At 68.5% G+C, this 12,332-nt stretch carries 13 protein-coding genes and 1 tRNA gene; 9 read left to right on the top strand and 5 right to left on the bottom strand.

What is annotated here, in order from left to right; translation table 11 throughout:
• The first annotated feature begins 77 nt into the window (after positions 1–77).
• The gene (locus GIS00_RS05395; protein WP_154767248.1) at positions 78–1,046 is read left to right on the top strand and encodes a 2-hydroxyacid dehydrogenase; all 969 of its coding nucleotides are present in this window, start codon (positions 78–80) and stop codon (positions 1,044–1,046) included.
• Between the two features lie 234 nt (positions 1,047–1,280).
• Here GIS00_RS05395 and GIS00_RS05400 read toward each other — a convergent pair whose 3' ends face one another.
• Both GIS00_RS05400 and GIS00_RS05405 read right to left on the bottom strand, forming a co-directional pair.
• A complete protein-coding gene (locus tag GIS00_RS05400; protein WP_154767249.1) occupies positions 1,281–3,809 on the bottom strand; it encodes a DUF222 domain-containing protein in 2,529 nt (842 codons plus the stop codon).
• A gap of 156 nt (positions 3,810–3,965) precedes the next feature.
• Positions 3,966–4,628, bottom strand: coding sequence for a hypothetical protein (locus GIS00_RS05405; protein ID WP_196073127.1), 663 nt, complete (start codon positions 4,626–4,628; stop codon positions 3,966–3,968).
• A 130-nt stretch (positions 4,629–4,758) separates the two neighbouring features.
• On the opposite strand from GIS00_RS05405, the gene GIS00_RS26810 reads away from it, so the two are divergent.
• The 5 genes from GIS00_RS26810 (at position 4,759) to GIS00_RS05430 (ending at position 7,647) form a co-directional block, all read left to right on the top strand.
• Positions 4,759–5,268, top strand: coding sequence for a sigma-70 family RNA polymerase sigma factor (locus GIS00_RS26810; protein WP_196073128.1), 510 nt, complete (start codon positions 4,759–4,761; stop codon positions 5,266–5,268).
• Positions 5,265–6,344 (top strand): lipocalin-like domain-containing protein, encoded by a 1,080-nt coding sequence (locus GIS00_RS05415; protein ID WP_154767252.1) that lies wholly within the window; start codon positions 5,265–5,267, stop codon positions 6,342–6,344. Before GIS00_RS26810 ends, GIS00_RS05415 begins: the two co-directional genes overlap by 4 nt.
• Before the next feature lie 89 nt (positions 6,345–6,433).
• Complete coding sequence (locus tag GIS00_RS05420; protein ID WP_154767253.1) at positions 6,434–6,760, top strand: hypothetical protein; 327 nt, start codon at positions 6,434–6,436, stop codon at positions 6,758–6,760.
• 53 nt (positions 6,761–6,813) lie between these two features.
• Positions 6,814–7,110 (top strand): hypothetical protein, encoded by a 297-nt coding sequence (locus GIS00_RS05425; protein ID WP_154767254.1) that lies wholly within the window; start codon positions 6,814–6,816, stop codon positions 7,108–7,110.
• A gap of 81 nt (positions 7,111–7,191) precedes the next feature.
• Complete coding sequence (locus GIS00_RS05430) at positions 7,192–7,647, top strand: hypothetical protein (protein ID WP_154767255.1); 456 nt, start codon at positions 7,192–7,194, stop codon at positions 7,645–7,647.
• 10 nt (positions 7,648–7,657) lie between these two features.
• On the opposite strand, the gene GIS00_RS05435 is transcribed toward GIS00_RS05430, so the two are convergent.
• Positions 7,658–7,731 (bottom strand) — tRNA-Leu (locus GIS00_RS05435).
• Between the two features lie 58 nt (positions 7,732–7,789).
• Complete coding sequence (gene bcp, locus GIS00_RS05440) at positions 7,790–8,266, bottom strand: thioredoxin-dependent thiol peroxidase (RefSeq protein ID WP_154767256.1); 477 nt, start codon at positions 8,264–8,266, stop codon at positions 7,790–7,792.
• A gap of 68 nt (positions 8,267–8,334) precedes the next feature.
• On the opposite strand from bcp, the gene GIS00_RS05445 reads away from it, so the two are divergent.
• The 3 genes from GIS00_RS05445 (at position 8,335) to GIS00_RS05455 (ending at position 11,462) form a co-directional block, all read left to right on the top strand.
• Positions 8,335–8,556: a DUF3618 domain-containing protein gene (locus GIS00_RS05445; protein ID WP_322097545.1), complete on the top strand. Its 222-nt coding sequence runs from the start codon at positions 8,335–8,337 to the stop codon at positions 8,554–8,556.
• A 181-nt stretch (positions 8,557–8,737) separates the two neighbouring features.
• Entirely contained in the window at positions 8,738–10,123 is a 1,386-nt protein-coding gene (locus GIS00_RS05450) for an Ig-like domain-containing protein (protein ID WP_154767257.1), read from the top strand.
• Between the two features lies 1 nt (position 10,124).
• Positions 10,125–11,462 (top strand): amidohydrolase family protein, encoded by a 1,338-nt coding sequence (locus GIS00_RS05455; RefSeq protein WP_154767258.1) that lies wholly within the window; start codon positions 10,125–10,127, stop codon positions 11,460–11,462.
• Positions 11,463–11,465: 3 nt separating this feature from the next.
• Here GIS00_RS05455 and GIS00_RS05460 read toward each other — a convergent pair whose 3' ends face one another.
• Entirely contained in the window at positions 11,466–12,287 is an 822-nt protein-coding gene (locus GIS00_RS05460) for a DUF1206 domain-containing protein (protein ID WP_154767259.1), read from the bottom strand.
• Positions 12,288–12,332 lie beyond the last annotated feature (45 nt).

Here is a 12,332-nt window from a genome sequence, read left to right on the forward strand (position 1 = left end):
CATCGTATGAACTTAAGCGATTATCTTATGAAGTGCACGCGATGCACAACCACTCAGCGGCGAGAGGACAGGATGTCGTGAGGATCCAGGTGCGGGACCGGGAGCTCGGGAAGTACTTCCGGACGATGCTGGAGGACCGACTCCCCGACGACGAGCTGCACTGGGTCGACCCCGACACTCCCGCACCCCTGACCGGTGCCGAGGTCTTCATCGGTCCGAGGTTCACCGCCGCCGACGCGGGTACCGCCGACCGTCTCCGCCTGGTCCAGGTCGCCGGCGCCGGCCTCGACGCCATCGACCTCTCGGCGCTACCGCCGGGTGCGGCCTGTGCCAACCTCTACCGTCACGAACACTCCATCGCCGAGTACGCCCTGGCCGCGACGGTGCTGCTGCGCCGCGACCTGCTGGTCCAGGACCGCGGGCTGCGCGATGGCCGCTGGCTGACCCCGTCCCGTTCGCCTGGGATGCAGCACGGCCGCGATCTGAGATCCGCCCGGGTCGGGTTCATCGGGTTCGGTCACATCGGCCGGACGTGCTGGAACCTGTTCCGCGCTGCCGGAGTTGCTGCTGGCGCCGCGGTCTCCCTGTCCGGCGCCTCCGGCCGTCCCCTCGATGGGTTGGAGTGGTGGGACGACCTGGACCGCCTTGACGACCTGTGCGCAGCATCGGACGTGATCATCCTCAGCCTGCCCGCCGAGCAAGGCACCCTCGACCTGATCGGTGCCGCGCAGCTCGAGGCGCTCGGTCCGGACGGCATCCTGGTCAACGTCGGTCGCGGGCCGGTGGTCTCCCAAGATGCGTTGTACGAGGCACTGTCGTCCGGCGCGATCAAGGGAGCGGCGATCGACGTCTGGTACCACTACCCGGCAGGTTCCGAGGTGGTGGCGCCCGCCGATCACGACTTCGGTGCCCTGCCCAACGTCCTGATGACCCCGCACGTCTCCGGCGCCACCCGCGAAACCCACCTCGCCCGGCTCGACGACATCGTCGAGAACATCGAGCGCCTGCGCACCGGCCGGCCGCTGTTGAACCTGGTCACTGGCTAGACTGGACGTACCGAGGGGAAGGCGTGGTCATGGATCGTCGATTCGTGGGTGCAACGGTCGGTGGCGGATTACTGCTGGCGGCGGGAGTGATGATGGCTCCGGCGTCGTGGGTGCTGGTACCGGTGTGGGTCGGTGCCGTGATCGCGAATGTCCGCAGGCTGCGGGCTACCGGGTCTGCAGATCGTTACGTGCCGCGCCACGCTGCGCGCTGACCGAGCGGGGTTCGCAGCATCCTCAGAACGGCGCAGGCTCGTCCCACTCGGCAGGGTGGGTAATGGCCGGTGCGGGCCGGATGGTGCGGCGACCGAGCGCGCTGACGACGGACGCCGTGCGGTTGGGGTTCTCGGTGACGGTCCAGTCGGTGTGGGTCTTCAGCCGGTGATGGAACCGGCAGAAGGGCCGCAGGTTGCACAGGCTCGTCTTCCCGCCGTTCGCGGGGTCGTCGTGGTCGAACGGCACGCCATGATCCACATCGCAGCGTTCGGCCTTCTTGTTGCACCCGTGCCAGGAGCAGGTCTGCGAGAGCAGCAGGACCTTGCGGCGCAGCGCGGCACCGGGCACGTAGTGGCGCTCGGACACCCCGGCCGGCGCGCCGGTCGCCGGATCGGCGGCCAGCATCGTGACGGTGCGCGCGGAGTCGGCGATCGAACGGGCGAGCTCTGCTGAGATCGTGTGGCCGTCGAGGTCGCCGGGGTGGTTCGCCTTTCCCAGCAGGGTGTCCAGGGACACGGTGACGACCAGGTGCACGCGCCGGTAGGGGCTGACGGTGCGGGGGCCGGCTGCTCCGGACATGACGGGGTGGCCGGTGCCGTCGACCAGGACACCGTTCACGTATCTGAGCTGTTGGGACAGTGGTCGAGGATCCCAATTCGGGTCGATGTTGTGCTGCAGACAGGCCAGGTGGAAGTTGTGGAGGCGGTCCTGTGCCCCTGACCGTCTGGACCGGCACGACCTGTAGTGCGCCCCTGACGGGTGGTTCGCGGCGTGGATCGCCCAGTCGTCCTCGTCGGTGAGAACATCGCCGTCTGCGGGCATCTCGTCGGTCGCCGACTCCGCGCCGCCCTCGTCGGCCGTGCGGTTCGCCGAGGAGTGGTGATCCTGCGAGTCCGGAGATGTGCTCCCGCCGCCGTCCCCGGGATCTGCGGTGTTGCTCGGCTCGGACGCGCCGTCCATGGAGGCTTCGGGGCTCAGGTCGGGAGTCTCCGAGTCGTCGACGAGGTCGCCGGTGTCGCCGATCGGATCGGTGGCTCCGTCGGCGGAGAGGTTGGTGCTCAGGTCGGGAGTCTCGGACACGTCGCCGAGATCGCCTGGGCCGCTGTTCGGTGTGGTGGGGCCATCGGCAGTCCCGGGGTCGTCGGCCGGTCCGTCGTCCGGTTCCACGACGTCGCTGTCATGTGAACCGGAGCCCTGCTCGGGCGCGTCAGCTTCTTCGCCGTGTCCTCTGGGCCGGTCTTCCGCGTCCTCGCTGACCATTGCGTCCTCGTAGGAACCGGCCTCGTCGAGGTCGGAGGTCTGCTCGTGTCGTTCGCTGGTGGGCCCTGCTGCAGGGTGCTCGGTCCCGGCGGGAACGGGATCCCCGCTGGTATGGGTGGTCTCATCGTTCGCGGGGCGTTCGCTCGTGGGAGAGCTCGATGTCGGCGATTCCTGGTCGGCGGTTCGAGTTCCGGCCCCTTCGGCGCCTTCCGGCGCTTCCTGTTCGCCGGTAGTTCCGGACTCCTCGCCCAAAGGCGCGCCATCGCCCTGGGAGTAGGAGTCGGACTCAGGACCGGCGTCGGTCGCCGTCGGGTTGTCCGGGGTCGTGTCGCCGTCGGAGCCTGCTGAGGTCGCTTGCTCCTCCCCGTTCTCCGCCTCACGAGCGGCGTTCGCGAGGTCAGGGTCATCGGCGAGATAGGCGGCGGTGGCGAGGACCTCGCGCAGATCGAGGATGTGGTGCTCGGAGAGCTCCTCGAAGATCATGGCGAAGACGTCAGCCCGGCGCTGTTCCAGTGTCCGGCCGTCGAACATGTCCAGCGAGCGGGCGACCCGATCGATGACGTCGTTCACCACGGCCGCATCCTCGGCGCGGAGGTCGGCGAAGAACCTGGCCATCGCATGCACCGGAGGTGTAGTCCCCGTCTTCCGGTCGTGGAAGGCGAGACGCTCGGCGCCGGCGGCATCCTCGGGTTCGAGATCCATCCGGATCCGGTCGAGCATCTGCTCCAGCTTCGCCGGCGGGAGGCCCGGCGCGACCTTGAGAGCGCGGCGTTCGAACTCTGGGATGAGATCCTGATCGGCGAGACGCTCGGCGTGGTTGCCGATCATGGTGACCCGGACCTGATCCACCCGGCCTTCGCGCTGTGCCGCCAGGGTGTCGGTCATGACCTCGCGCAACAGCCGGGCCCGATCGACTTTCATCCCGCCGGTGATCGGGGCGTACACCAGGGCTGCGGAGATTTCCGCACCCGCCATACTTCGCCGTGCCGCCCGGATCTGGGAGGTCTCTTCGCCGGCGTGCTTGGCCGGGTACTTGAGAAGACCTTTGGCAGAGGTGATCTTGCCGGGCAGCGTCAGCGCGAGGATCCAGGACTGCAACTCGGCCTGCAGGAACGACACCGCTGCGAAGCCGGACACGATGCCCTCGATGACCTGTCGACCGCGCAGCTTCGCGGGGTCCGTGCCGGAGATCAAGGCCAGAGCCGCGGCGGCTCTCTCCTCGACCGAGACGGAGGCCTGCAAGGGGCGCACACCCGCGGCGGCCTTCTTCGACTTCCGATGACGGGACACGCGACCCCCTTCACAACCTATGTACTGCAACGCTTCCCCTACGTGCTGACTCCAAGATACCAGGAAGTCAGCATTTGTCGAACAGATGTTCACGACGGACCCTGGATGTTCTGATGTTCGGCGGCAACGCCGGTCCGTCGGAGTGCCGCCGTTGCATCACCAGTCCTCGTCGGGTTCGTCGCCGACCACGTCGTACAGCAGGTCCTCCTGGACCTCGGCCGGAACGTCGGTCCCGGACATGAACCACCGGAGGACATCCCGGGCGCGCCCGCACCACGGCCGGTCGTTGTCCGGTCGCCCCGCAGGATCGATCCTTCTGCCCAGGGTCATCAGCTGCCACAGCTGGAACCTTGCCGTCTCGGAATCCCGGATGCTGAAGGGCGGGCGGGCGTCGAAGGTGCGCCGGATGTGCTCGAGCCAGCTGCGCCATTCCACCAGCGCGAGGGACACCCTGACCAGCGTCACCTCGGGGGAGGCGATCGAGTGGTAGGTGCAGCACCACGACGTCACCGGACCGGTGGAGAACTCGCCGTCGTCCACGCTGAACCGCCAACCGCGTGCCCACGGGCCGTAGGCGGCGACGAGGGCATCGCTCATGTCATCCGCCCAGGGCCACGCTTCCTCCGTCCGCCACCTGTTCCGGCCGTCGAAGTCGTCGGGGACCGGGCCCGGTACCCGCCGAGCAGGTTCCAGGCCGCGGACCGCCGCCGCAGCAGTGCTCGGGTCGAAAGGATGCCGTCCGGGGTCGATCTCGCTCCACGGCAGCTGGTACGGCGTCAGGGGCTCGTCGTCGATGGGCAACTGTTCGGTCGTGTTCATGGGTGCAGTGTCGGCAGGCTCGACACCGTGCGGGCAGAAAAGTCGGCGGGCTGTGGACAACCCGCGGGATGTGGACAACTTCCCACAGACGGCTGTTGCGTTCCGGTGCTGTGCGCGACTCTGTAGGGACATGGACCGGGGTCGGGAGCGCGCGTACACGGCATTCGTCGTGGAGAACGGCGCTGCGCTCGCAGGTCTGTCCGGTGCGTTGGCCGGCGATCGCGACGATGCCCAGGACCTGTTGTCCGAAGCGCTGGTGGCGATCTGGAAGAACTGGGGGAAGGTCGTCGCCGCCGACCGGCCGGTCGCGTACGCGCGGCGGGTGGTCGTGGCGACACATCTGCGGCTGGGCCGGAGCCGGACCGCGCAGCTGCGTATCCGTAAACGGCTCTCGGCGCTGCCGGTGCCCGAGTCCGGCGGCGAGACCTTCCGTCAGGTGGACAACGCCGACCTGATCAATCGGTGCCTCGACGAACTGCCGGCGAGTCAGCGGGCCGCCGTCGTGCTGCGCCACTACCTCGATCTCACCTCCGAGGACATCGCCCGCGAGCTGAACTGCTCGCCCGCGGCTGCCCGGACCCATCTCAGCCGCGGTCACGCCAAGTTGGCCGCGGTACTCGCCCAGGAGGCTGCGCGATGACCGATCCCGAGGATCATGGGCTGACCGACGAGGAAGCCTCGGAGGTGCGAGGTGTGCTGTTGCTGCGGGCGGAGTCGGCTGCGCCCTCGGTGACCCGGGCGCTGGCGGAAGCCGTGCAGCGAGGGCCGGCGTGGTCCCCTCGTCGGGTCTTGCCGGTCGTAGCAGCCGTTGCGGTTGCTCTCCTCGTCATCGCAGTGGTCGTGGTCGTGCGACAGCCTGGGGACCGGGGCGCGACCGGTCCGGCACAGGCGGAACTCTTCGGCCAGTGGAACGTGACGGAGTTGACCGTCGAAGGCTATGGGTCCGTCACCGAACCGGGCGCTCCGCTCGGGCGGATCGAGTTCTCGCAAGATCAGCTCGCGCTCACCGGGATGTGCGTGCGTGATTCGGGAACGTGGACTCTGGACGGGAGCAACCTGCGATACTCGAACCACTCGAAGCTTCCGGAAGACTGCCCGACGTCGACTGCTCCGACCCCATGGCGACAGTTCGCGGACGAGTTCGCGAACTCCGAGGCTCAACTCGAGCTCAAGGATCCCGACAGCCTCACCTTGGTGCTTCCGAGCGCGGGAATGTCACTACTTGCCGTACGCGCCGATGTTTCGCCCACCGAGGACCGGATGGCCGGCACGTGGTCGATCACGGAGATGACGGTGGACGGGCAGGTGACCGATGGCCCCTCCGACCTACTCGGGAATCTCGTGTTCAGTGCCGGCGTCCGTCTGATGATGCCGACCATGACGATCTTCGTGAGCTGTCCGCCGGCGTCTACGACCTGGCAATTGGACGGGACTCGCTTGCTTCACGGAAGGTTGGACTACAGCAAGCAGCATTGCATCGCGCTGACCGAGCCCGGCCAGGAGTTCGTGACGCAGTTCGACCTCGCTGCTGCGGAGGTCTCGATGCCGGACGCGAACACGCTGGTACTCACCCTGGTCAAGGAAGGTCCCGAGTCGTCACTGCGGGCCGTCCGGGCGGCTGATCTTTCCCCGTCGCCGGTGCCGAACGATCTCTCCGAGTCGATGCCACCCTTGTTGCCGCAGTCGTCCGCTCCGACAGCGTCTTCCGGTGGCTGAACGAATCACCCCGACGATGTGTTCGGTTCCGACACCGACCGGCCGCAGGTCTGGCAGCATCCGGCCGAAGAGACCGGGTAGGGGAGTGCATGGCGACAGGATCGGCGCACCGCCGGAACATGATCATCCGGCGGTGGATGGTCGTGGCCGGGCTGCTGCTGATCGCGGTATCGCTGACCTTCGGCCTGCGGCCGGTCGAGTTCGACATGCTGGAGGTGACCACGATCCGCTGCGGTCCGGCGATCGACCTCATGTTCCTCAGCGGCGACGGCAGCGGCGAATGCGACTCGGCCCGGCTGGAGCCGGGTAGGACGCTCTACCGCTCAGGGGTGGGAGCGGGCGTGCTGCTCGTCCTCGTCGCCGGTGGTTGGGCCTTCGCCCAACGGGAGCGCCGAGCCACGCCATCTCGCAGTTGACCCGGCGCCCGGAGCGAGTGCGCTTCCGGCGCTGGCTGCGATGGACCTTCACCGTGTATGCGGCGCTGACGGTGGTGGGCGGCGTCTGCATCGTCCTCCCGCCCGGCCTCGGACGGTCGGTCGGAATCGGCGCCTTTGGCGTTGCGTCCGCAGTGGTCGGGGTGGTCCTGTTGTTCAACGTCGATGGATCCGTCCGGAACTTCCACTCCGTCTGGGTGGACCTGCTGCGGCGTCGGCCCTATCTGCTCGGAAAGCCGGGGACGACGACCTTCTTCCGCGTCGTCGGGCTCATCAACATCGTTCTTGGGCCGCTGCTGGTGTTCTACGGATTCGTCCACGTGGGTTCGTAACCAGGACCGGCCACGACCCGGGCGAGGTGCCGGCGGCGGCGCCGGACATCATGATCAGCATGCGCGACGACGGGAGATGGCTTGGCCGACAACGAGGAATTGATCCTCCGGAACCCTGCGCGGAAGTTCTCCGTGGTCATCGTGTGCCTGATGCTCGCGCTGAGCGTCGTGCTGCTGGTCATTCGGCCCGGCTCGCAGAAGGTAGTCGGGGCGATCGGCGTCGTCGTCTTCGCGACCCTCGCCTGCACGATTCTGCGGTCGAACCTTCGCTGCGGACCGTCGGGCGTCGTCCTGGTGACGGAGATCGGCCGCCGGCGGAGGTGGTCGTGGTCCGAGATCGACCGGTTCGAAGAGCGCGGCGTGAAGGGGATCGGCCTGGTCACCCGCCCACGGAAGTGGGTGGTCCTCACCGGGTGGGCGACGCTGGGACCGGTGCCCCAGGAACGGATCACGGAGATGCTCGAAGCTCGGAGGAAGAAGTACCAGGTGCTCGGGCCGGACGATGGACCGCCCGAACGAGCGGCAGGGACCGGATAGGGCGGACGAGTGGGGCCGGTGGGACTCGAACCCACACTGGCACGGACCTAAACCGTGTGCCTCTGCCAATTGGGCTACGGCCCCGTGAGGGTCGAACTTACCGGTCCGACCCCCGGAAACGGACAACCGATCGGACAGCCGATCAGGCGGCCAGACCGAGCTCCTTGAGGACCCGGGCGACGTGGCCGGTGGCCTTGACGTTGCGCCAGGCCTGCTCGATCCGGCCGTCCGGCCCGACGACGAAGGTGGAGCGGATGACGCCCTGGACGATCTTGCCGTAGTTCTTCTTCTCGCCGAAGGCCCCGTAGGCCTGCATGACCGAGCGGTCGGCGTCGGACAGCAGGGTGATGGACAGGTCGCTCTTCTCGGCGAACGTCGCGAGCTTGGCCGGCGCGTCGGGCGAGATGCCGAGCACCGTGTAGCCGGCGGTGTCCAGCTCACCCTTGGCCGCGCTGAAGTCGCAGGCCTGCGTGGTGCAGCCCGGCGTCATCGCGGCCGGGTAGAAGTACACGATCACCCGCTGGCCGGCGAAGTCCGCCAGGCTCACCGGTGAACCGTCGGCGTCGGGCAGGGTGAAGGTGGGCGCGGGGTCCCCGACGTCCGGGAGTTCGGTCTGCATGGCGCTAGGGTAATGACCAGTCTGCGGCCGCCCGTGAGCGGTTCGTACCCATCGCACCAGGAGGTCACGTGGCCCGCGACCCGGACACCATCCAGGCCGAGATCGAGCGCGCCCGCGACGCCCTCGCCATCACCGTCGACCAGCTCACCGTGCGCGCGAATCCCAAGCGCGTCGTGGACCAGGGCAAGGCCCGGCTGCAGGCGACGCTGAACGACCCGAAGGTCAAGATCGCGCTCGCCGCCGCCGGCACCCTGGTCGCCGTGCTGATCGTCCGGCGCATCTTCCGCTGACCGCCCCGGAATCCACCCGGGGCCGCACCAGGCCGGGAACCAAGGCGGACGGCTGTTCGTTCACACCGGTCCTACCGCCGGATTCGGTAGTCTCGTCCGGTCGGCGTGCTCGCCGACGTCCCCTCCGGTGTGCCCGCGCCCCTGGGGTGTGCTCAGGGTCGGGATGAGGCGGTTGCACAGCATGCGGTTCACGCGGTTCGTCCGGGGGTCGGCACACGAGCGGCGCACACGGGTCCTGCCCGTCGTGCTCGGTGTCGCCGGTGTTCTCGCCCTGGTGGCGGGGTGCACGAGCGGGTCCGAGCAGGGTGCGGTCGTCACCGTCACCACCGATTCCGCGGCGACCAGCCCGGCGGCCACTTCGAGCTCCCAGGTCACCGTCAGCAGTTCCGGCGAGGGCACGAGCAACGGCCAGCTGCCCAGCTCCGCGTCGTCGCTGACCACCTCCAGCACCACCAGCTCGAGCACCCCGGTGCTGCCGTCCGCCGAGGTCACCGCCTCGCCGAAGTTCGGCACCACCGATCTCTCGCCGTCCGGCGCGATCACCATCAAGGTGGCCAACGGCACCATCAAGGACCTGACCATGACCAACCCGGACGGGAAGGTCATCAAGGGCACCGTCGCGGCGGACAAGAAGTCGTGGGTGCTGGGCGAGGTGCTCGGTTTCGGCAAGACCTACACCGTCAAGGGCACCGCGACCGGCGAGGACGGCAAGGCCGTTGCGATCAAGGGCACCTACGGGATGCTCTCCGAGGACAACAAGGCCGACTCCAACATCACCCCCGGCGACGGCGAGGTCGTCGGCATCGCGCAGCCGATCATCATCCGCTTCCCGACCGAGCCGGAGAACAAGGCCGAGATCGAGAAGCACCTGAAGATCACCACCGAGCCCGAGGTCGAGGGCTCCTGGGGCTGGATCCACCACGACGACGCCTGGGGCATCGACTGGCGGCCGAAGGACTACTGGCCGGCGAACACCAAGGTGCACGTCGAAGCTGATCTCTACGGCCTGAAGTACGCCGACGGCATGTACGGCTCCACCGACCTGACCACCGACTTCACCATCGGTCGCGCGCAGGTCGTCTACGCCGACGCCACCACGTTCCAGATCGTGGTCAAGCAGGGCTGTACCAAGGCCAACGACCCCGACTCCTGCACCAGCACCACTGCGACCTACCCGGCCTCCTACGGCTCCGGTGACGACATCGGCGACGTGAACCGGGTGACCCGCTCCGGCATCCACGTGGTCAACGAGCTGCTGCCGGTGCACAAGATGAGCAACCCGGAGTACGGCTACGAGAACGTCACCGAGTACTGGGACGTCCGGATCAGCAACAACGGCGAGTTCATCCACCAGAACTCCGGCACCGTCGGCGATCAGGGCGTGGTGAACGTGAGCCACGGCTGCATCAACCTGTCCGCGGAGAACGCCGAGGCCTACTTCAAGTCGGCACTGATCGGCGACCCGGTCGAGGTGACCGGTACCAGCGTGCAGTTGTCCGCCGCGGACGGCGACATCTTCGACTGGACCGTGTCGTGGGGCGAGTGGCAGAGCCTGTCGGCCTCCTGACGTGACTGCTGCCAACAGGATCGTCGGCGCCACCGTCTGGACCGGCGAGCACACGCTGCACGACGCCGAGATCGTCTGGTCCGTGGAGACCGGCACGATCGAGTACGTCGGGCCGTCCCGCGGTCCGGCCGGCGACGGGGACATCGACGGCACCGGACGGCTGGTGCTGCCCGGGTTCGTCAACGGGCACACCCACGCCGGGATGGGCGTGCTGCGCGGCTACTCCGACGACGTCCACCTGCACACCTGGCTCGGCCATGTCCGGGCCATCGAGCTCCGGATGACGGCCGACGACATCCTGGCCGGGCTGCGGCTCGCGATGGCCGAGATGCTGCGCAGCGGCACCGTCGGTTTCGTCGACATGTTCGAGTGGACGACCCCGCTGCTCGGTGCCGTGGTCGACGCCGGCTTGCGGGTCAACGCGGCGCCGACGGTGTTCGCCTACGACGCCGTGGCGTTCCCGTCCGCGGCGACCGCCACCGGCGCCCAGGTACTGGACGCCACCCCGGGTCTGGCCGCCGAGTTCGCCGGCGAACAGCGGATCACCGTGACCTACGGCCTGCACGCCCCGTACACCTGCCCGCCGGAGATGCTGTCCGACGTCGCCGCCCGGCGTGCGGACAACGGGATCGGCATCCAGATCCACCTGTCGGAGACGCGGCGGGAGGTGGCGGAATCCCTGGAGCAGTGGGGGGTCTCGCCGATCCGGCACGTCGCCGACCTCGGCCTGCTGCCGGGCCGTTTGCACGTCGCGCACGCCGTGCACCCCGAGCCGGGTGACCTCGGGCTGCTGGCCGGTCCCGGCGTGACCGTCTCGCACAACCCGGTGTCGAACCTGAAGCTGGGCGCCGGGATCGCGCCAGTGCCGGAGTATCTCGCCGGCGACGTGGCGCTCGGCCTCGGTACCGATTCGGTGGCGTCGAACAACACTCTCGACATGTACGAGGAACTAAAGACCGCGATCCTGCTGCCGCGTGGCGTGGCCAACGACCCGCAGGTGATCACCGGCAGGTCGGTGCTGAAGATGGCCACCGCCGGAAGTGCGAAGGCATTGGACCAGGGGCTGTCCGGGGTGCTGGCGATCGGTGAGCAGGCCGACCTCCAGGTGCTGGACGTGTCCGGGACGACCGCCGCGCCGTTCACCGACGCGGTGTCCTTCGCCTGCTACGCCGCCCGCGGCTCCGATGTCACCGATGTGGTGATCGCCGGTCGGGTCGTGGTGTCCGGCGGTCGGTGCCTGACCATCGACGAGGACGCGGTGCGGGCCGAGGTGACCGAACGCGCGACCCGGCTGCGCGGGGAACTGGCGGACGGCGACCCGCGGCCGGTGCGCAGCTGAGGCTCAGCGCTTCGCGTGGCGTGACCAGTAGAAGCAGTAGACGCCGAAGCTCGCGATGCCCAGTGCCACCAGGGTGAGCAGCACCGCGCCGAATGGCTGGTCCCGCAACGTCTTCAGCGCATCGTCCAGGCCGCCGGCCTTCTCCGGGTCATAGGTGAACCCGGCGACGGCGAAGAGGATCCCGACCACACCGAGCGCGATCCCCTTGGCGACATAGCCGACCCGGCCGAACATCTCGGCCGCCTTGCCGGGGTGGTCCTGCAGGTCGTCGAGGAACTTGGCCTTGACGCCGCGGTAGACGAGGCGGCCGCCGATGACCACGATGACCACGCCGACGATGATGACCAGGACGGGGCCGAAGGGCAGCCCCAGTAGTTTCGCGGTCATCGTCTGCTGGCCCTGGTCGCCGGACCCGCCACCGGATCCGGTGGCCGTCCCTATCGCCGACACCCCGAGCGCGGCATAGATGACCGCCTTCGCCGCGGCGCCGAGTCGCTTCCCGACCTTGGTGGCGCCGTTGTCGTCGGCGTAGCCCCAGATCGCGGAGGCGACCATCCAGACGGCGAGAGCGAAGAGACCGAGGGCGGTGATCCAGAGCAGCGGCACCCCGACGGGTGTCTCTGCCATCTCCTGCAACGCACCGGTCTGGGAGGCCTCCTCGCCGCTGCCGCCCCATGCCACCTGCACCGCGATCCAGGCGATCAGCAGGTGGACCACGCCGTAGGCGATCAGCCCCACCATCACCAGGACGCCGAAGGCAGGGGACTGTTCGGCCCTTCGGCCCGATCCGGCGGCGGCACGTGCCTTCGAAGCTGGTCCGGTCATGACGTCCTTGGTGCCCGCCCTCTGCAGCTGTCAAGCATCCGGTGA

The organism is Nakamurella alba, from assembly GCF_009707545.1.
In the GTDB taxonomy this organism is placed as follows: domain Bacteria; phylum Actinomycetota; class Actinomycetes; order Mycobacteriales; family Nakamurellaceae; genus Nakamurella; species Nakamurella alba.